Genomic DNA, 19247 nt, shown 5'->3' with positions numbered 1-19247 from the left:
CGTAGAAGGCGGTCAAGCTGGGAGAAATAACCCGAAAGAGGTGGCTCGATGTCCTCGAAGCGACGCCGTAAGAAGAAGGCACGCCGCAAGCACGCGGCCAATCACGGCAGCCGCCCGCAGTCCTGAGGGATCTCTGTCTCAGGGCCGGGGCCAGGGGCGGCCCTCGACGCGTTCGATGTCCGTGTTGAAGCGCTTGAGATAGCCGGCGAACGCCTCGATGTCCTCGTCGGCCCACTCGCTCATGATGCGGTCCAGGCTGCGGGTGATCCCCTCGCGCTCCGCGTCGAGGCGCCGCTCGCCCTCGGCGGTGATGCGGAACTTGCGCGCCATGCCGCCGTCCGGGTCCGGAATGCGCTCGATGAGCCCGCCGCGGACGGCGGCGGCGGTCTGCCGGTTGAGCGTCGACGTGTCGAGCCCGAAGGCGTCGCCGAGCTGTCCGATGGTCATCGGGCCCTGCATGCGGATGCGGCTGAGCAGGATGTACGCGCTGCGGTCCAGGGTGCTGTCGGCCCGCCGCCCCTTCGACTTGTGCAGGTGCAGGTAGCGGCCCAGGAGCATCTGCTCGTACTCGACCCGGTGCGTCGCCCTGCCCATGTGTTTCTTCCTCCGCCGTCCTGTTCGTCCCCGTCGCTGGTCCCGGCCATCTCTACCACACGGCATGTATGGGCCATGCGCTATGTAGGGGCCATGCGATGTGCACGCACCATTCAATGTGCTTGATGCATGGAATGTGTACGATGCACATCCATTGTGCCCGCCGATACCGCGGCGCCCGGTGTCCCGGTGTCGTACGCGAGGCCGCCCCCGGCGCGGCCCCCGACGGGCTCGCACAGTCGAACCCGTAGAGGAGCCCCGTCATGGACGGCCCCCAGCCGACACCCAGCAGCCCGCGCGGCGTCGTCGCCACGCTCGCGCTGGCCGGCACCGTCGCCGCGGTCATGCAGACCCTGGTGACCCCGCTCATCGGCGAGCTGCCGAGGATCCTGGACACCAGTTCGTCCAACGCGTCCTGGGTGATCACCGCGACGCTGCTCTCGGCGGCGGTCTTCACTCCGGTCAGCGGCCGGCTCGGCGACCTCTACGGCAAGCGCCGCATGCTGCTCGTGTCCTGCGTGCCGCTGCTGATCGGCTCCGTCGTCTGCGCCCTCACCTCCTCGGTCGGCCCGATGATCGTGGGCCGCGGGCTCCAGGGCATGGGCATGGGCGTGGTGCCGCTCGGCATCAGCCTGCTGCGGGACGTGGTCCCGCCGGAGAAGCTCAGCTCGTCCATCGCGCTGGTCAGCGCGTCGATGGGCATCGGCGGCGGTCTCGGTCTGCCGATATCGGCGGGCATCGCCGAGTACGCGAGCTGGCGGGTGCTCTTCTGGGGCGCGGCCGCGCTCGCGCTGCTCATCGGCGCGATGATCTGGTTCCTGGTGCCCGCAACGCCGGCGGGCGCGCAGGGGCAGCGCTTCGACTTCGTGGGTGCCTTCGGCCTGGGCGCCGGGCTCATCTGTCTGTTGCTCGGCGTCTCCAAGGGCGCGGACTGGGGCTGGGGTTCGGGCACCACGCTCGGCCTGCTCGGCGCGGCCGTGCTGGCGCTGCTCGTCTGGGGCTGGTGGGAACTGCGCTCCCGCGACCCACTGGTGGACCTGCGCACCACGGCCCGCCCCCGCGTCCTGCTGACCAACGTGGCCTCGGTCCTCGTCGGATTCGGCATGTACGCACAGGCGCTGATCCTCCCTCAGCTCTTGCAGTTGCCTGAGGCCACTGGTTACGGGCTCGGGCAGTCGATGTTCGCCATGGGCATGTGGATGGCGCCCGCGGGTCTGATGATGATGGTGGTGTCGCCCGTCGGCGGAAAGCTGACCGTCGCGCGGGGCCCCAAGTTCACCCTGGTCACCGGCGCTCTGGTGATCTCGGTCGGCTACGGGCTCGCGATGCCGCTGATGGGCTCCACGTGGGGCCTGCTCGTGGTGTCCCTGGTCGCCAACAGCGGTGTGGGCCTGGCGTACGGGGCGATGCCCGCGCTCATCATGAGCGCGGTGCCCAAGTCCGAGACGGCGGCGGCCAACAGCTTCAACACGCTGATGCGTTCGCTCGGCACCTCGTTCTCCGCCGCGGTCGTCGGCGTGGTCCTCGCCCAGCTCACCATCACGATGGGCGGCCACGTGCTGCCCTCCGAGAACGGCTTCCGCGTCGGCCTGCTGATCGGCTGCGGTGTCGCGCTGGTCGCGGCGGCGGTGGCGGCGATGATTCCGGCGGTGCGGGGGGTTGCGGCGGCGCAGGGGGAGGGAGACGGCGCGGGGCGGCTGGTGGCGGGGGGCCGGAACTAGGTGGGCGGAACTGGGCGGGCGGAAGTGGGTTGCCGGAACTAGGTGGGCGGAACTGGGTTCCGGAATCGGGCAGCCGCCGGAATCGCGTGAAGGTCCCGTACAACCCCACGGGACCTTCACGAGTCCTCCACGTGTTGGTCATTCACCCTGGGGGAGAACATGCGCACCGCTCGTACTGCTGGTACCGCTCGTACGGCTCGTACCACCCGTGTCAGAACCGTCGCCGCCGCCGTCCTCGCGCTCGGCGCGCTCACCGGTCTCACCGCCTGCGTGGGCGGCGACGACGAGGTGAGCACCAAGCCCAAGCCGACCGCCTCGTCCGACGAGAACAAGGCCGACGGCGCGAAGGCCGACGAGAAGAAGGCCGACGAGGACGGGACGACGGAGAAGCCCGTCGTGGACGCCGAGAAGCAGGAGGTGGCGAAGGTCGGCGACACCATCGAGCTCACGGGCATGGACAAGGGCAGCAAGCTCGACGTCACCGTCGTGAAGGTCGCCGACAACGCCAAGTCCAGCGACGAGTTCACCGCCCCCGAGTCCGGCAAGCGCTGGCTGGCCGTCCAGTTCCAGCTGGTCAACACCGGCACCAAGCCGTACGCGGACAGCCCACAGAACGGCGCCCAGCTCGCCGACTCCCAGGGCCAGCAGTTCCAGACGACGTTCGCGGACATCACCGCGGGCCCGTCGATGTCGTCCGACGTCAAGCTCCGCCCCGGCGCGAAGGCGCTCGGCTGGATCACTTTCGAACTCCCCAAGGCGTCCAAGGCGGATGTCGTCCAGTTCGCGATGGACTCGGGGTTCTCCGACAAGACGGGGGAGTGGAAGTTGAAGTAGGGGCGGCTGCGGCTGCGGCTGTGGCTGTTGCAGGGGCAGGGGCTGCCCGTTACTGACTACCGTTCGATCGTGACCGGTAACGCGCTGCCTCTCCTCTTCCTCGACGTCGACGGCCCGTTGATCCCCTTCGGGGCGACGCGGCAACAGCTCCCCGACGGATATCCGACGTACGGGACTGGCCGGGGCGCCACACGTGCGGCCGATGCCAACCCGCTGATCACGAGGCTCGACCCGTCGCTCGGGGCGAGGCTGCTCGCGCTGCCGTGCACGCTCGTCTGGGCCACGACGTGGATGTCCGATGCGAACGAGTACCTCGCGCCGTGGCTGGGCCTGCCCGAACTGCCCTTGGTGGACTGGCCGGACCCCGCCACGGAGGCCGAGACGCCCGACGGCCTCCACTGGAAGACCCGCGTCCTCCGCGACACGGCCGCGGGACGTCCCTTCGTCTGGGTCGACGACGAGATCACCGACAGGGACAGGGCCTGGATGACGGCGCACCACCCGGGACGCGCCCTCCTCCACCGGGTCGACCCCGCGCTCGGCCTCAGGGACGGGGACTTCGCGATGCTCGACGCGTGGCTGCGTGGTGCGCGGGCTGCCGGGATGACCTGCGGTGCCTGATTGCCCACCGCCTTGTCGGCCCGCCGAACGGTCCTGAGAATCCCGGGGCCGCATGCCGAAGCCCCACCTCTGTCGTCGGCGGGGCTTCAGCATGTGGAACGTGACGTGTTGCTCCTGCGGAAGGCGTCAGGAGTCGTCGCGCTTCAGCGAGTCCTTCATGCCCTCGGCGCGTTCCTTCATGGAGTCCATCGTGTCCTTGACGCCCCCCTTGGCCTGATCGGTCTTGCCCTCGGCTTCCTTGCGCTCGTCGCCGGTGGCCTTGCCGAGCATCTCCTTGGCCTTGCCCTTGAGCTTGTCCATGTTGCCGTCGTCGCCCATGACTACTCCCTACGGTGCGGGTCAGGTACCTGATCAACGTAGGTCGGGTACCCAGTTCTCGCCCGCTGGAAGGTAGCGCTGCGTGATGTGGCGCATTCGACGAACACCGCCGAGGCTGGATACGCATGAGCCGGCGGTGGGGGAAGCGGCTGGTCGAGGCAGACACCCGCCGACGAAGACGTTCACTTACGGCGGTTCACTTACGGCGGCGTAGGAACAGCCACAGGCGGGTGGCCACGAGGCCGAGAACCACGACGCCGACCGCGATCTGCGCCCAGCGAGGGAGGGCGCCCGAGCCGGGCAGGTACAGGGAGAGCGGGATCACGTGGTGCTCCTTGGCGGTGCGGGTGGCAACCAGTCTCACCTCTGGACCGGCTCAAGTCGCCTGCCGGCGGTGTGGAGCGAGAGCACGATGGGGGCATGGAGACGTGGATTCCCGTGGTCGCCTCGTGCGTCGCTGCCACCGCGGCCCTTTTCGCCGCACTGATGACACGCCGGACGCAGCTCGACATCCACCGGCGCACCCGCGCGTCCGACCTGGAGGACCGGGCGAGGGAAGAGCGTGCCGAAGCGCGAAAGGAGTGGGTGCCGTTCCTCTCCAAAGCCGATGCCCTGGCACTGGCGGTACGGGAGTACGCGGAGACGGGGCGGCGCGTCAGCGCGAGTCGGCCCCTCGGCACCGGCACCAATCTGCCGGATCCCCTCGGCAAGGCGATGGCGGAGTTCGTCGAGGCACGCGCCCGCGGTGAGCTCGCCGGGCCGGCGGGCCTGGCGTCCCGGGCGGAAGAGCTGAGCGCCCGCTGCGTGGAAGCGGCTGACGCGGCGGTGGGCCTTGCGTTCTACCAGGACGGAACGCCGCGCGACGCGGAGGACTACTTCCCACCGGAAGAGCTGGACGAATTCGAGCGGGCCCGGGGCGAGTTCCGGGCCGCGCACCAGCGACTGCGGGACGCCAGGCAGAGGTTCGTCGAGGAGGCGAACCGGTCGGTCGGCATTGGTCGGGCCGTACGCGACTGACCCGTGTGGCGCGGGCGGGGCTCTGGGAGGGGTCGCCCGTGGCTCAGGCAGGCGGCAGGCGGACTAGCCTCCAGCCGGACACTCCGTTTCCATGAACGCCGACACCATGCGGCAACTGCGCCGGTGGGGCAGATCACTGTCGTCGGCGTCGACGGGAACGAGACCGCCGAGCAATGCGCCGCACGATAGCTGCGCCGCCCGGGAAGGGCAGGGCCCCAAGGCCCCGCCCTCAGATGGTTCAGCCGTCGGCAGCCGCGCGCGCCAGCCTCCGCAACTCGGCCTGGAACTCCGCCACGCGATCCGCCGTCACAGTCGCCCTGCGTCATCTCCCCTACTTTGCGGGCGCACACGTCCTGGTGGGGTGTATCCCGCCTCCCCAGTGGGAGAGAAGTGGGAGATGATCATGGCGCGGTGCTGCAATCAGGTGCTGGAAAATGCTGGATCTCGCTACCTGTGTGGCCCGGTTCAAGCCCACTTTCAGCCTGCTGATTCGCCCGCGTGAGGACTCAATGCACCCGCTCCCACCAGGGCAAAGAGCACGATGCCGAGCAGCACCCGGTAGTAGACGAACGGCATGAAGGATTTGGTCGTGATGAACTTCATGAACCACGCGATCACCGCGTAGCCGACCACGAAGGCGACGATCGTGGCGAAGATCGTGGGGCCCCAGGAGACGTGGCCCTCGCCCGCGTCCTTGAGTTCGAAGACGCCCGAGGCAAGCACGGCCGGGATGGCCAGGAGGAACGAGTAGCGGGCCGCCGCCTCGCGGGTGTAGCCCATCAGGAGGCCGCCGCTGATCGTGGCGCCCGAGCGGGAGACGCCCGGGATCAGGGCCATCGCCTGGCAGAAGCCGAAGATCAGGCCGTCCTTGACGCCGAGTTCCTTGAGGTCCTTGCGGTGCCGTATGGCGCGGTGCTTGCCGCCCACCTCGTCGCGGGCCGCCAGGCGGTCGGCGATGCCGAGGACGATGCCCATCACGATGAGCGTCGTGGCGATCAGGCGCAGGTCGCGGAAGGGGCCCTCGATCTGGTCCTTGAACGTCACGCCGAGGACGCCGATCGGGATCGAGCCGACGATGACCAGCCAGCCCATCTGCGCGTCGTGGTCGGAGCGCGGCACCTTGCCGAACAGCGAGCCGAACCACGCCGACAGGATGCGGGCGATGTCCTTGCGGAAGTAGATCAGCACGGCGGCTTCCGTGCCGATCTGCGTGATCGCCGTGAACGCCGCTCCGGGGTCGTGCCAGCCCGCGAACGCCGCGGTGAGGCGCAGGTGCGCGCTGGAGGAGATCGGGAGGAACTCGGTCAGCCCCTGGACGAGCCCGAGGATGAAGGATTCAAGCCAAGACATGAAAACTGCGCCGTCCAAGTACTGATCATCAGGCCGCGAAGGGATGCGGGTGCGGTGATAGCGGTCAACGAGAGGCGGTGCTGCGGCGCGAACGCCGGGGCGGCGAGGGGCGGTCACGTCCCCTCGTCGGGGGCAGCGTAACCGGCTCGGGTGAACGGGAGGCTCGGAGGGCCTTTGTGCGGCGTGTGGGTGGGGTGGGGTGAGGTGGGGGAGGACGAGGTGGGGGAGCGTGTGTTTCGTGCGGCATTCGGACGGCTGGCGTGAGCCGTGAGAGCTGTGTAAGCCGTGAGGGCCGCGAGAGCTGTGTGAGCCGTGAGGCGCGAGCGCTCGCTGCGGGTTGCCGTCTCCCGGGCACCGGCTCCCACCAGGCGGCAAAGCCGCGTCGCGGAGGGGCGTCGATCTTGCGCACCAGCTGGTGGTCGACGTGCCGGCCCCGGCAGACAGAGGAGGCACAACAAGCGCCCCCGCAGAACCAACCGCCTCAGTGCCCACGCAAATGGTGCCGCTTGAACCACGCCACCGCCGCCCCGCCGAGCCCGGTCACCGCGATGAACCCCATCGCGATCAGGAACACGGGCGACGTCGGCGTCGACGCGCGGGCGCCCGCGATCACGTACGCCGCGGTGTTGGGGATGGAGCCGATGCCCGTGGCGAGGAGGAAGGGGAGCCAGCCCATCCGGGAGACCGCCGCGCAGTAGTTCGCCGCCGCGAACGGCACGCCCGGGAAGAGGCGGACCGCCAGCATCGAGCGGAAGCCGTGCCTGCTGAGCTGGCCGTCCGCCGCCTTCAGCCACTTGCCCCGCAGCAGCGGCCGCAGCGCGTCCTGGCCCAGCATCCGGCCGAGGCCGAAGGCGATCCCGGCGCCGAACACGGTGCCGGCCAGCGCCGCGCCCAGCCCGGCCGTCGTACCGAAGAGGGCGCCCGCCGCGAGGTTCAGGAGCGGCCGCGGCACGAACGCCGCGGTGCACGCCCCGTACGCGACCGCGAACAGGGCCACCGCCGTCGCGCCGCCCAGCTGGGCCGGGAAGCCGTCCGAGATGAGTCGCTGCGGCTCGAAGAGCAGGACGCACGTACCGGCCGCGGCGAGCAGCACCACCAGCAGGGACAGCCGCGACCACGGCGAGAGCAGCGCCCTGGTGCAGCGCACGGCGAAGCCCTGCGGACGGGTGGTGGCGGTCTCGAACATCCGGGAAGAGTAACCGGCCCATGCGTCTGATCGCCGTATGGTGCGTCTCATGAGCGTCACAGTCCCGATGCCCGTTCCGCAGAGCGATCTCGCCGATACGGTGCTCGAACGGCTCGTCGGTGCCTACTCCGCGGCGGCCGATCCGGCGCGGGCCGAGCAGATGCGCGCGTACATGAAGGACATCGCGCCCTTCCTCGGGCTCACCTCGCCGGTGCGCCACGAGCTGTCCCGGGCCGTGCTCGCGGGGACCCCGCGCCCCGACGAGAGGGACTGCGCGGCGATCGCCCTGCGCTGCTGGGAACTGCCCGAGCGCGAGTACGCCTACTTCGCGGCGGACTATCTGCGCCGCCACGTGAAGCGGTGCTCGTCGGAGTTCCTGCCCGTCGCCCGGCACCTCGTGGCGACACGCTCCTGGTGGGACACCGTCGACGCGCTCGCCGCGCACGTCGTGGGCGGTCTCGTCGAGGCCGATCCCGCGCTGCGGAGCGCCATGGACGCGTGGATCGAGGACGACGACCTGTGGGTGGCCCGCACCGCCCTCCTCCACCAGCTCCGCTACAAGTCGGCGACCGACAGCGAGCGGCTCTTCGCCTACTGCGTGCGGCAGGCGGGCCACCCCGACTTCTTCATCCGCAAGGCCATCGGCTGGTGCCTGCGCGAGTACGCCAAGACCGACCCCGACGCCGTACGCGCCTTCGTCGAGCGGGAGCGGGGCAGGCTCGCGCCGCTGTCGGTGCGGGAAGCGTTGAAGAACCTCTGAGTCGGCGGGCCCCCGCGAGAGCCGGACGACAGGGGCGGGACAACTCGGGGTGCGGAACGTGTCGTTCGGGATAAAACCATTCGACGTGGGCGCTTCCTTCGGTGAGGATCAGTGCCATGTTCCGGTACGCCTTCCTCGCAGCGACGCCCGCACTCGCGGGCGCTGCGAAGGCTGCCTTCCTCGCACCCGACGCCTTTGACGGCGCCCGAAGCTGACCCTCCCCGGACACTCCGGCGGACCCCTCAGGGGGAGGGTCGGTTCCGCCCCGGGGTCCCCGTCCCGCACCGCGCGCAGCCGCCGGTCCGGGACAACAGCTTCGAGTTCCGGAGAAGGAACAGCCATGTCCAAGACGGCATACGTGCGCACCAAGCCCCACCTCAACATCGGCACCATGGGCCACGTCGACCACGGCAAGACCACCCTGACCGCCGCCATCACCAAGGTCCTCAGCGAGCGCGGCACCGGCACGTTCGTGCCCTTCGACCGCATCGACCGGGCCCCGGAGGAGGCGCAGCGCGGCATCACCATCAACATCGCGCACGTCGAGTACGAGACCGACACCCGGCACTACGCGCACGTCGACATGCCAGGACACGCCGACTACGTCAAGAACATGGTCACCGGAGCCGCGCAGCTCGACGGGGCGATCCTCGTCGTCTCCGCGCTCGACGGGATCATGCCGCAGACCGCGGAGCACGTGCTGCTCGCCCGGCAGGTCGGCGTCGACCACATCGTCGTCGCCCTCAACAAGGCCGACGCGGGCGACGAGGAGCTCACCGACCTCGTCGAGCTGGAGGTCCGCGACCTGCTCTCCGCACACGGGTACGGCGGGGACTCCGTCCCTGTCGTACGGGTGTCGGGGCTCAAGGCCCTGGAGGGCGACCCGCGGTGGACGGCCGCCGTCGAGGCGCTGCTCGACGCCGTCGACACGTACGTGCCGATGCCCGAGCGGTATCTCGACGCGCCCTTTCTGCTGTCCGTCGAGAACGTGCTCACCATCACCGGGCGCGGCACCGTCGTCACCGGCGCCGTCGAGCGCGGCACGGTGCGCGTCGGCGACCGCGTGGAGGTGCTCGGCGCCGACACGGAGACGGTGGTCACCGGCCTGGAGACGTTCGGCAAGCCGATGGAGGAGGCGCAGGCGGGGGACAACGTGGCGTTGCTGCTGCGCGGGCTGCCACGCGACGCCGTACGACGCGGTCATGTCGTGGCGGCGCCCGGCAGCGTCACTCCGAGCCGGCGCTTCACCGCACAGGTGTACGTCCTCTCGGCGCGGGAGGGCGGCCGCAGGACACCGGTCGCCACGGGCTACCGGCCGCAGTTCTACATCCGCACCGCGGACGTGGTCGGCGACGTCGACCTCGGCGATGCGGCCGTCGCCCGGCCCGGCGACACGGTCACGATGACGGTCGAGCTCGGCCGTGACGTGCCGCTGGAGACGGGCCTCGGCTTCGCGATCCGCGAGGGCGGACGCACGGTGGGCGCGGGCACGGTGACGGAGGTCGTCTGACGGGGCCACGCGCCCGCCCGGCACGGGCCGTCGACCCGCCCGGCACGGACCGTTCCGCGGTCCGTGCCGGGCGGGCGTCCGTCGTCTCCGCGCGGGGTGGACGCCGACGGAATTGACCCATGAATCGGACAGCAAAATGCACCTGACCACGGGTCTATCGGTTCCATAGAGTTGTTCTCACAAGGCGCCGGGAGGGACCGGAGCCGCAGCTCAGAGACAGGAACGATCGTGATGAACGCGCAGCCCGCACCCAAGGCCGTCCTCACCCGCGCCGCCACCGCCGAGACCACCGCGGACCCCAGCAGCGTGATGACCCTGCTCGCCGACCACGGCACGGCGGGAAGCGAACTGACCAGCTACCGCTCGACCTTCGCGGAGGGCGCGATCGGCGCTCCCGCGCACTTCCACACCAAGGCGTCCGAGCTGTTCTTCGTCATCGACGGCGCCTTGCAGGTGCTGATCGACGACGAGGTGAAGGTCCTGGAGAAGGGCGACTTCCTCCTGGTGCCGCCGCACACCCCGCACGCCTTCGCCGCGGCCCCGGGCCGCGTGGCGGACGTGCTGTTCGTCTTCAGCCCCGGCATGCCGCGCTTCGACTACCTGCGCCTGCTCGGCCGGGTGATGCGCGGCGAGGCCGGCTTCGAGGAGATCAAGAAGTCCTCGGAGCTGTACGACAACCACTACGTCGACAGCCCCGTCTGGCAGGCCGCGCTGGAGGCCGCCAAGAAGTAAGCCGCAAGGAATTAGGCCGCCAGGAAGCAACTCGCGAGGCGCGGCCGCCCGTTGGGGCGGCCGACTCGTGTGCTTCGGTGTGGGGTATCTGTTTGTATGGTCCCGGCTGTCCGGCCTCGGCCGAGGTTCAGGAGGTGGCGGAAGTGGTGTCCACGGACAGGATTCTCGCGTTCGCGGCGATGTCGCTGCTGGTGATCGTGATCCCGGGTCCGAGCGTGCTGTTCGTGATCGGCAGGGCCCTCGCGCACGGCCGCCGCACGGCGCTCGCGACGGTCCTCGGCAATCTGATCGGTTCGTACCTCCTGGTGGTCGCCGTGGCCTGGGGCCTCGGCGCGCTGGTGGCGGGCTCGGCGGCGGTGTTCGTGGGCGTCAAGCTGGCCGGTGCGGTCTACCTCGTCTTCCTGGGTGTCCAGGCCTTCCGTCACCGCAAGGAGATGCGCGCGGCCGACATGCAGGCCCCGGCGGGGGAGCGGCGCGGCGATCTGCGCACAATCCTGGACGGCATCTTCGTCGGCGTCACCAACCCGAAGGGCATCGTCTTCTTCGCGGCGGTACTGCCCCAGTTCGTGGACCACTCCGCGGGCCGTCTGCCCCTACAGATGATGGTGCTCGGCCTGGTGCCGGTCACCATCGGCCTGGTCACGGACACCCTCTGGGGGCTCGGCGCCTCCGCGGCCCGCTCCTGGTTCGCCCGCTCGGAGCGCCGCCTCTCGATGGTCGGCGGGGCCGGCGGCTTCGCGATGATCGGCCTGGGCGTGACGGTGGCGGCGACGGGGCGCGCCGACTGACGCGCGTCACCAGACCGTGTCCTCGTCCCGCGTACGCGCTCCCGACACGAGGTGGGTTCGGCAGCGGGGGCAGCGGTCCCCCCGCATCTTGAAGGGGTGTACGAGCAGGTCGCATGTGGCGCAGATATAGGCGTTGGCCTCGAAGGAGGTCCGTCCGCGGGACGAGTCCATGAGGACCACCGTGCGGCTCGCGTCCCATCTGCTGACTCCTCCGCAGCCGTCGCAGGCCCAGACCTCCGCGAAATCCTTCAGCGCCGGAAGGCGGCACACCGGGCATTGCGGAGTGTCTTCTACCGGGCCGTTCTTCTTCTCGGCATCGCGGGGGACTTCCGCCTTGTGTCCTTCGGGTACGTCGGCAGGCGCGGAACTCCCCGTGGACGCGGACGGTTTCCCGTTCTGAGAGCGGAGCTTGAGTGCGCGCCGTGCCGGTGCGGCCTTCTGTTCGGCGCGCTTGACCGAGCGCCAGCGCTCGCGCCATTCGTCGAGCAGATCCGCGTCCCCCGGACGCAGTTGGCGTACGAGCTCGACGGTGAAGTCGAGCTTGGGCAGGCGTCGTCCTTGGAACACCTCGGTGAGTGACGAAGCCGGCAGGGGACAGCGGCCCGCGGCTTTCGCCCCCTTGGTGAGCGCGGAGCGCGGCGGCGCGTCGCAGTCGATGTGCAGCAGGACGAGTGCCTCGGCGAACCCGCTCAGAGCGCGCTCGTGAGCCGCGATCAGTTCAGCGGCGTCCGGCTGCTCGAAAGAATCGTCGCGCAAGGTCGCGTTCCCTCCCCTGAGTAGGAGAAGCCTAGAGGCGCGCTGTCGAACAATGCCGACGTTCGGCGAACATTCCCGAATCTTCGGAATCCTCGGCGAAGTTCGGTCCCCTTCCACGTCTTTCGGCGGTGCGACGCAGTGTTTCGGGCTCGTTCGGGTCCGGCCCGATTCCTCGGTCGGAGAGGAGGGGCCGGGATGACATGGAGTCATCAGCCGTACGTTCCACCGGTGTTCGGGGCTGCCGGGAAACGCGGAGAGAACGCGGAGAAGAGGAAATGGCCGTGAGCGCGAACAAGAAGAGCGAGCAGTCGCCGCCGGCGTGGCAGCTGACCCTGGGACGTCATGGTCTGCGCGTGGACGCGGGGCGGCACCTTCGGCTGTCGATGTCCCTGACCTTGATGGGCTGGCTCGCCAGTGCCGGTGGTTTCGTCGGGGCGAGCTCGCACTGGAATCTGCTCGGCTGAGATGCACGGGCACAATGGGCACGTGGACGAGTACGAGTTCGAGGACGAAGCCGGTGACGAGGCGATCCCGGTGATCCGGGACGTCGACCACGGCACCGCCAAGCTGATGCCCGACGTCGACCGGGCCAGGGCCTGGCTGCTCACGGTCGACGGCGCCCCGCAGTCGTACGTCGATCTGGACGCGCCCACGCACCTGGAGTTCGAGTACGCGCGGCGCCTGGCCCACGTCCTGGACACCGCGGCCGAGCCGGGGCTGCCGATCGACGTGCTCCACCTCGGCGGCGGCGCCCTCACCCTGCCCCGCTACGTCGCGGCCACCCGGCCCGGATCCCGGCAGGACGTGGTGGAGGCCGACCGCGGGCTGCTCCGGCTGGTCGCCGAGGAACTGCCGCCTGCCGACGACGCGGGGATCACCGTGCACGGCGCCGACGCCAGGGCGTGGCTCGACGAGGCGCCGGACGACAGCGCGGACATCCTGGTGGCCGACGTCTTCGGCGGTTCACGCGTGCCCGCGCACCTGACCACCGTCGCCTACGCGAGGACGGCCGCGCGCGTGCTCAGGCCCGGCGGACGCTACGCCGCGAACCTCGCCGACGGCGCGCCCTTCGCCTTCCTCCGCTCCCAACTGGCCACCTTCGCCGCGGTCTTCGAGGAGCTCGCGCTGATCGCCGAGCCGTCGGTGCTGCGCGGCCGCCGCTTCGGGAACGCGGTGCTCGTCGCCTCGCACGAGCCGCTCGACATCGCGGCCCTGACCCGGCGCGCGGCGTCCGACGTCTTTCCGGCGCGGGTCGAGCACGGGGCGGCGCTGCGGCGCCTCATCGGCGACGCGAGGCCGGTGCGCGACGAGGACGCGGTCCCCTCACCCGAGCCGCCCGACGGGGCCTTCAGCATCGGCTGAGGCGGGAGCGGGAGCAAGGGTAGGTGCAGGTGCCGGAGTAGGGGCAGGGATCGCGGTCGCGGCCAGGGCGGCGGCAGGGGAGCCGAGACCCGGGCCCCCGGCCACCTCCTTCGTGCGCCGCGTCAGGTTGCGTACGTCGGGGACGAAGAGCACCGCGGCCGTCACCACGATCACGAGCACCGCGCAGCCCCACAGCGAGGCGGACCTGCCGAACGCGGACTCCGCGGGACCGGCGAGCGCGGTGGCCAGCGGCACCATCGCGACCGAGCCGAACCAGTCGTACGCCGCGACGCGCGACAGCTTCTCCTCCGGGATCTCCTGGTGCATCGCCGTCATCCAGGAGACGCCGAACACCTCGATCGCCACGCCGCTGACGAACATCACCGCGGCGAGCCCGGCCACCGGCAGCGGCACCGCGAGCGCCGCTGAAGGGGCGGCGAGCGGGAAGACGCACAGGGTGCCCGCGAGGAGCAGTCTGCGCGGCTTCCAGCGCAGCATCAGGACTGCGCCGCCGACGGTGCCCGCCCCGAACGCGCCGAGCGCCAGGCCCCAGGGTCCGGCGCCGCCCAGTTCGTCGCGGGCGACCAGCGGGCCGAAGACCGCCTCGGCGGCGCCCACCACGGCGACCACGACGGAGAACTGCGCCACGATCGACCACAGCCAGGGCCGCCCGGTGAACTCCCGCCAGCCGTCGCGCAGATCGGCGAGGAGTCCGCCGCCGGGCTCGCGCGGCGGAATGTGGCCGACGTCGAGGAACGCGCGCATCGCCCCCGCGACCGCGAAGGCCCCGGCGTCCACGGCGAGCACCCAGCCGGGGCCGATCGCCGCGACGAGGAGACCACCGAGCGCGGCGCCGCCGAGCCCCGCGCCCTGCATCGCCATCCGGTACAGGGCGAACGCCCGGCCGGCCTGCTCGCCGCTGACGGACGACATCAGCATGCCCTCGGAGGCCGGGCCGAAGAACGCCTGCCCGACGCCGCCCAGCCCGGTCAGGAGCATCATCTGCCACAGCTGCGGCTCGCCCGCGACGACGAGGACCGCGAAGGCCGCCTGGGAGAGGCAGTTGAGGGTGTTGGCGGCGACCATCACATGGTGGCGCGGCAGCCGGTCGGCGACCGCGCCGCCGATCAGCAGGAACAGCACGAGCGGCAGCGTCCGCGCCGCCGCCACCAGGCCGACGTCCCCGCCGTCGCCGCCCGTGTCGAGAACGGCGAACGCCGCCGCGATCAGTGCCCCGTGGCTTCCGAGGTTCGTCACGATCGCGGCGGCGGTCAGCAGCGTGTAGTTGCGGCCCGCCCAGGAGGGGCGGCGCAGGGCGGGGGCTGGAGTCGTCACCCCGGGACTATCCCCGGCGGGCGGCCGACTTGCCAAACGGTTTCTCCTGGTGGCCCGGTGTGGCGCGGAGCCGGGCCCGGTACGTCCCGCGGCTCAGGACTCGTCGCTGGCCGTGCTCCACCGGACGGTGTTGAGGATCTTCTTCACCGTGGCGTCCGGGACCTCTTCCTTGACGCCCTTGGCGCCGTAGAGGGTCCAGGCGACGTACTCACCGGACTGGTTCTTGAAGGCGAAGGTGGTGGCCTTGCCCTCGGACTCGCACTTGCCGGATCCGGCGGCGCCGTCCGTGACGGTGGTGACGAGGCTGCCCTTGATGCCGGCCTTGGTGGTGTAGTCCTCGATCTTGCCGATCTTGATCTTCTTCTTGTCTTCCTTCTTCTGGTCGGTGTACCCGCCGAACACCCACCAGGCCGAGTCGTTGCGCGCGACGTCCTTGGTGTTCTTCGCGCCGTTCTGACCCTTGGTGCCGACGACGGCGAGGGACGTGTCGTCCTCCTTGCCGTCCTTGTTGCTGTCCGACGTGCACCACTTTTCCTTGAGGACGGCGGGCGCGGACATGATGATCAGGGCGCTGCCGTCGCCCTTCTTCTCGTCCTCGAAGCCGATGAGGGTGTCGGGCGTCTCCACCTTCCAGTCGGCGGGGACGTCGTAGGCGGTGCCCCACTTGGGATTCACCACGACCTGCCAGCCGTCGACGGTCGACTTGTCGCCCTCGGCGCCGCGCTCGTTCTCGCCCGTCGGCGTCGGGCTCGGCTTCTTGCTGTGGGACTTCGAGGGCTTGGGGCCCGCGCTGTCGACCTTGTCGTCCTTGTCACCACCGAGGACGAGGAAGGCCGTGACACCGGCCGCGGCGAGCACGGCGAGCGAGGCGACGATCGCGGTGATCTTCGTCTTCTTGTCACCGCCGCCGTTGCCGCCACCGCCGGCGCCGCCCTGCTGCACGGTCGGCATCGGGGGCGGCGTCGGAGCCGCCCACTGCGGCTGTTCGGGCTGCGAGTATCCGCCCGAGTGCGGCTGCGCCGGAGGCGGCGGATAGCCGCCCGGCTGCTGAGGCTGCTGATAACCCGGCTGCTGATACGGGTTCGGCTGCTGGTACCCCGGCTGCTGGTACGGGTTCTGACTCTGGTCCTGCGGGTTCTGCTCGCCCCCGGGCGGCTGCTGTTCTGGCCACATGGCCAGTAACCATAGAGGGGGGTGGGGGCCCTGTGCCACGGGCGCCCCCGAAGGGACGGGCCCGGGGTCCCCGAGCGGGCCGGAGCAAGGGGTGGAAAGGGTCAGGATTCGTCCGGGTCGCGGTGGGTGCGCACGGTGCTGAGGATCTTCATGACCGTCGCCTCGGGAATCTCGTCCTTGACCCCGGTGGCACCGTAGAGGCTCCACGCGACGTATTCGCCCGAAGCGTTCTTGAAGCCGAAGGTGATCGCCTTGCCGTCCGTGGCGCACTTGCCCGTCATGGGCGTGTCGGTGGACTTGGCGCGGGCGATGCTGCCCTTGATGCCGGACTTCGTCGTGTACGGCTGGGCCTTCGCGTCCGAGCTGAAGCTCTTCTTGTCGGGCTGGGTGTAGGCGCCGTAGATCCACCACCCGACCTGGTTGACCGCGACCTCTTCGGTGTTCTTCGCGCCCTTGGCGCCCTTGGTGCCCACGGCGGCGAGCTCGTGGTCCTCGGTCCTGCCGTCCTTGTTGTCGTCGGCGACGCACCACGCGGACCGCAGGTACGCCGGTGCCGACATGGTCATCAGCGGCTTGCCGGTCTTGATGTCTTCCAGGGCGATCGCCGAGCCGGGGTTCTGTATCTCCCACTCGGGCGGTACGTCGAAGGCGGTGCCCCACTTGGGGTTCACCACGACCTGCCAGCCCTTGACGGTCGGCTCGGGCCCGTCGTCCGTACCGCGCTCGTCGTCGCCACTCTCCTTGCCGCCGCTGCCGCCGGGCTCGGAGCCGGCCTCGGAGCCGGGCTTCTGGGCCGGGGATCCGGCGGGGGCGCCGGCCTCGGTGTCCTTGCCGCCCTTGCCGACCTCGCCGTCCTTGTCGCCGCCGAGGACCAGGAATCCGGTCACACCCGCGGCCACGACCACGGCGGCCGCCGCGACGACGGCGATGACCTTGGACCTGTTGCTCCGGCCGCCCCCGTCCCCGTCCCCGCCCTCGCCGCCGCTGCCAGGAGCGGGCGGGTACGCGGCAGGCTGCTGCTGGTACGGGTTCGGCGCCTGATATCCCGGCTGCTGATAGGGGTTCGGCTGCTGGTACCCCGGCTGCTGGTACGGGTTCTGGCTCTGGTCCTGCTGGTTCCGCTCGCCCCCGGGCGGCTGCTGTCCTTGCCACATGGCGGGCAACGATACGGGTGCGCCGACAGCAAGATCACAGCCGCCCCGGACGACGGTTTCCCCCGGCCCGCGCGGCACTTGAGGCCCGCTCAGTCCTTGGGGACCTCGTACTCCCGCACCGTCGCGAGGATCTTCCGCACGGTCGCCTCCGGCACCTCGTTCTTGACGCCCTTGGCGCCGTGGAAGGACCAGGAGGCGAACTCGCCGCCCGAGTCCCTGAAGGCGAAGACGGTGGCCTTGCCGTCGGACGCGCACTTGGCCCGCGTGTCCACCCCGGCCGAACTGGCGCTCACCAGGCTGCCCTTGAGGCCCGACTTGGTGGTGTACGACTCGACGGCGCCGGTCGTGACCTTCTTCTTGTCGGGCTGGGTGTACGCGCCGTAGACCCACATGGTGGCGTCGTTCCGCGCGGCCTGCTCGGTGCTCTTGACGCCCCTGTTGCCCCGGGTGCCCGCGGCGGCGAGCGAGGTGTAGTCCGCCCTGCCGTCCTTGTCCTCGTCGCTCGCGCACCACTTCTGCTGGTAGTACGCGGGGGCGGCGAACGCGGCGAGGTACGTCTCCTCCTCGTCGCCCTCCTTCACGACGCCGCCCGCCCAGTCCCGCGACTCCAGGGCCCACCCGGGCGGCACGTCGAAGGCGAGGCCGCGGCGCGGATTGACGACGACCTTCCAGCCGGGCACGGTCGGCCCCGGCTCGCCGTCGTCCCCGGTCCGGGGGTTGGAGTCGTCGGAGGCGTCGGCGGACGGCGAGCCGGACGCGGGGTGCGTCGGGTCCGGCTCCGCGGTGTCGTCCTTGTCGCCGCCGAGCAGCAGGAAGCCCGTGACGCCCGCGGCGACGACCACGGCGCCCGCCGCGACCAGGGCTATGAGCTTGGTCCGCCGTCCGTCACCGCTGCCGCGCGGCGGCTCGGGCGGTGTGCCCTGAGGGCCCCCGGGAGCCGTCGGCGCGTTCCACGGGGGCTGCTGCCCGTAGGGGTTCGGCTGCTGGTACCCCGGCTGCTGGTACGGGTTCTGCCCCTGGTCCTGCTGGTTCTGCTCGCCCCCGGGCGGCTGCTGTCCTTGCCACATGGGGAGCCACCCTAGGGCCTTTCGTTTGGATCAGGCCGGGCTCGCGGGGTCTGGCACGCCCTCCCCCAAGCTCTCGGCTTCGCTCGAGCAGGGAGGTGCCCCCTCCTGCGTTGTCGTCGGTTGCCAACGCTCCGCGTTGCCGCCCTCCTCCGCCTTGCGATCGCACGCACCAGACCCCGCTCCCTGATCCGGCCTGATCCAAACGAAAGACCCTAGGTGACGGTGATCTCGTCGGCCCCGGAGTCCTGGCCAAGCATCGCTACCCGTGGGTAACATCACCGCCATGAGCGCAGACCAGATGTCGATCGGCGAGATGCTCGCCGCCACGGTGCCGATGGCCAGGACGCTGAACCTCGAGTTCCGTGAGACCGCGCCGGACAAGGCCGTGGTCGCCCTGCCCGACCAGAGCGACTACCACAACCACGTCGGCGGGCCGCACGCCGGCGCCATGTTCACGCTGGGCGAGTCCGCGAGCGGGGCCATCGTGCTCGCCGCGTTCGGCGCGCAGCTCTCGCGGGCCGTGCCGCTCGCGGTCAGTGCCGAGATCTCGTACAAGAAGCTGGCCATGGGGCCCGTGACGGCCACCGCGACCCTCGGCCGCCCGGCCGCCGACGTGGTCGCCGAGCTCGACGAGGGCAAGCGCCCCGAGTTCCCCGTGACCATCGCGATCCAGCGCGAGGACGGCGCCGTGACCGGCGAGATGACCGTCGTCTGGACCCTGCGCCCGAACGACCCCAGCTGATCCCTCGCCGTCGGGCCCTGAACCCGCGGCCTTCGACCCCGACGCCCGGAACGCGGTAGTACGCGTCCCGGGCGTCGCGCTGTCCGGGGCTCCTCGCGGGCCCGGGTTCGTTGAAGGTCTTGTTCAACTCGTTGACACGAGTCAGCGCCAGTCATAGTTTTCCCGCCGTCCCTCGTGGTGTCTAACGAAGCGTCAAGTCTGTTTTGTCGCATAGTGCGTTCAAAGGT

General features: G+C 70.6%; 21 protein-coding genes. 11 read left to right on the top strand and 10 right to left on the bottom strand.

Going from position 1 to position 19247, the window contains the following annotated elements:
• Positions 1-138 precede the first annotated feature (138 nt).
• Complete coding sequence (locus ACIO9J_RS05370; protein WP_401992808.1) at positions 139-594, bottom strand: MarR family winged helix-turn-helix transcriptional regulator; 456 nt, start codon at positions 592-594, stop codon at positions 139-141.
• A 263-nt stretch (positions 595-857) separates the two neighbouring features.
• Between ACIO9J_RS05370 and ACIO9J_RS05365 the strand changes: the two genes are divergently transcribed.
• The 3 genes from ACIO9J_RS05365 to ACIO9J_RS05355 all read left to right on the top strand — a co-directional run bounded on the left by ACIO9J_RS05365 (position 858) and on the right by ACIO9J_RS05355 (position 3770).
• Positions 858-2315, top strand: coding sequence for an MFS transporter (locus tag ACIO9J_RS05365; RefSeq protein ID WP_401992805.1), 1458 nt, complete (start codon positions 858-860; stop codon positions 2313-2315).
• 159 nt (positions 2316-2474) lie between these two features.
• Positions 2475-3149 (top strand): DUF4352 domain-containing protein, encoded by a 675-nt coding sequence (locus ACIO9J_RS05360; RefSeq protein WP_401992802.1) that lies wholly within the window; start codon positions 2475-2477, stop codon positions 3147-3149.
• A 69-nt stretch (positions 3150-3218) separates the two neighbouring features.
• Positions 3219-3770, top strand: a complete 552-nt coding sequence (locus ACIO9J_RS05355; RefSeq protein WP_401992799.1) for an HAD domain-containing protein — start codon at positions 3219-3221, stop codon at positions 3768-3770.
• Between the two features lie 126 nt (positions 3771-3896).
• On the opposite strand, the gene ACIO9J_RS05350 is transcribed toward ACIO9J_RS05355, so the two are convergent.
• On the bottom strand, positions 3897-4088 hold the full coding sequence (locus tag ACIO9J_RS05350; RefSeq protein WP_401992796.1) for a CsbD family protein: 192 nt from the start codon (positions 4086-4088) through the stop codon (positions 3897-3899).
• Between the two features lie 196 nt (positions 4089-4284).
• Positions 4285-4452: a hypothetical protein gene (locus ACIO9J_RS05345; RefSeq protein ID WP_401992793.1), complete on the bottom strand. Its 168-nt coding sequence runs from the start codon at positions 4450-4452 to the stop codon at positions 4285-4287.
• A 56-nt stretch (positions 4453-4508) separates the two neighbouring features.
• Here ACIO9J_RS05345 and ACIO9J_RS05340 point away from each other — a divergent pair, with 56 nt between their 5' ends.
• Positions 4509-5105 (top strand): hypothetical protein, encoded by a 597-nt coding sequence (locus ACIO9J_RS05340; RefSeq protein ID WP_401992790.1) that lies wholly within the window; start codon positions 4509-4511, stop codon positions 5103-5105.
• A 477-nt stretch (positions 5106-5582) separates the two neighbouring features.
• Here the strand turns inward: ACIO9J_RS05340 and ACIO9J_RS05335 are convergent, their stop codons facing one another.
• Positions 5583-6455 carry an undecaprenyl-diphosphate phosphatase gene (locus tag ACIO9J_RS05335; RefSeq protein WP_401992787.1) on the bottom strand — a complete coding sequence of 291 codons (873 nt, stop codon included), beginning with the start codon at positions 6453-6455 and terminating at the stop codon, positions 5583-5585.
• A gap of 481 nt (positions 6456-6936) precedes the next feature.
• Positions 6937-7641 carry a TVP38/TMEM64 family protein gene (locus ACIO9J_RS05330; protein WP_401992784.1) on the bottom strand — a complete coding sequence of 235 codons (705 nt, stop codon included), beginning with the start codon at positions 7639-7641 and terminating at the stop codon, positions 6937-6939.
• 49 nt (positions 7642-7690) lie between these two features.
• On the opposite strand from ACIO9J_RS05330, the gene ACIO9J_RS05325 reads away from it, so the two are divergent.
• The 4 genes from ACIO9J_RS05325 (at position 7691) to ACIO9J_RS05310 (ending at position 11431) form a co-directional block, all read left to right on the top strand.
• Complete coding sequence (locus ACIO9J_RS05325) at positions 7691-8401, top strand: DNA alkylation repair protein (protein WP_401992781.1); 711 nt, start codon at positions 7691-7693, stop codon at positions 8399-8401.
• A 340-nt stretch (positions 8402-8741) separates the two neighbouring features.
• The gene (gene tuf, locus ACIO9J_RS05320; protein WP_401992778.1) at positions 8742-9911 is read left to right on the top strand and encodes an elongation factor Tu; all 1170 of its coding nucleotides are present in this window, start codon (positions 8742-8744) and stop codon (positions 9909-9911) included.
• A 231-nt stretch (positions 9912-10142) separates the two neighbouring features.
• Positions 10143-10643 (top strand): cupin domain-containing protein, encoded by a 501-nt coding sequence (locus ACIO9J_RS05315; protein ID WP_401992775.1) that lies wholly within the window; start codon positions 10143-10145, stop codon positions 10641-10643.
• A gap of 143 nt (positions 10644-10786) precedes the next feature.
• A complete protein-coding gene (locus tag ACIO9J_RS05310) occupies positions 10787-11431 on the top strand; it encodes a LysE family translocator (RefSeq protein ID WP_401992772.1) in 645 nt (214 codons plus the stop codon).
• A gap of 6 nt (positions 11432-11437) precedes the next feature.
• Here the strand turns inward: ACIO9J_RS05310 and ACIO9J_RS05305 are convergent, their stop codons facing one another.
• Entirely contained in the window at positions 11438-12187 is a 750-nt protein-coding gene (locus ACIO9J_RS05305; protein ID WP_401992770.1) for a hypothetical protein, read from the bottom strand.
• Between the two features lie 281 nt (positions 12188-12468).
• Between ACIO9J_RS05305 and ACIO9J_RS05300 the strand changes: the two genes are divergently transcribed.
• Together ACIO9J_RS05300 and ACIO9J_RS05295 are read left to right on the top strand one after the other, a co-directional pair.
• A complete protein-coding gene (locus ACIO9J_RS05300) occupies positions 12469-12651 on the top strand; it encodes a hypothetical protein (RefSeq protein WP_401992767.1) in 183 nt (60 codons plus the stop codon).
• Between the two features lies 1 nt (position 12652).
• The gene (locus ACIO9J_RS05295; RefSeq protein ID WP_401992764.1) at positions 12653-13549 is read left to right on the top strand and encodes a spermidine synthase; all 897 of its coding nucleotides are present in this window, start codon (positions 12653-12655) and stop codon (positions 13547-13549) included.
• On the opposite strand, the gene ACIO9J_RS05290 is transcribed toward ACIO9J_RS05295, so the two are convergent.
• The 4 genes from ACIO9J_RS05290 to ACIO9J_RS05275 form a co-directional block, all read right to left on the bottom strand.
• Positions 13511-14884, bottom strand: a complete 1374-nt coding sequence (locus ACIO9J_RS05290; protein ID WP_401992761.1) for an MFS transporter — start codon at positions 14882-14884, stop codon at positions 13511-13513. The two genes, ACIO9J_RS05295 and ACIO9J_RS05290, sit on opposite strands and share 39 nt — an antisense overlap.
• 93 nt (positions 14885-14977) lie before the next feature.
• Positions 14978-16057, bottom strand: a complete 1080-nt coding sequence (locus ACIO9J_RS05285; protein ID WP_401992758.1) for a hypothetical protein — start codon at positions 16055-16057, stop codon at positions 14978-14980.
• A gap of 101 nt (positions 16058-16158) precedes the next feature.
• Positions 16159-17211, bottom strand: coding sequence for a hypothetical protein (locus ACIO9J_RS05280; protein WP_401992755.1), 1053 nt, complete (start codon positions 17209-17211; stop codon positions 16159-16161).
• 89 nt (positions 17212-17300) lie between these two features.
• Positions 17301-18278, bottom strand: coding sequence for a hypothetical protein (locus ACIO9J_RS05275; protein WP_401992753.1), 978 nt, complete (start codon positions 18276-18278; stop codon positions 17301-17303).
• Between the two features lie 298 nt (positions 18279-18576).
• Between ACIO9J_RS05275 and ACIO9J_RS05270 the strand changes: the two genes are divergently transcribed.
• Complete coding sequence (locus ACIO9J_RS05270; RefSeq protein ID WP_401993082.1) at positions 18577-19020, top strand: DUF4442 domain-containing protein; 444 nt, start codon at positions 18577-18579, stop codon at positions 19018-19020.
• Positions 19021-19247: the final 227 nt, after the last annotated feature.

Source organism: Streptomyces sp. NPDC087300 (genome assembly GCF_044744425.1).
GTDB lineage: Bacteria > Actinomycetota > Actinomycetes > Streptomycetales > Streptomycetaceae > Streptomyces.
This window is presented reverse-complemented; position numbering and strand designations above follow the sequence as displayed.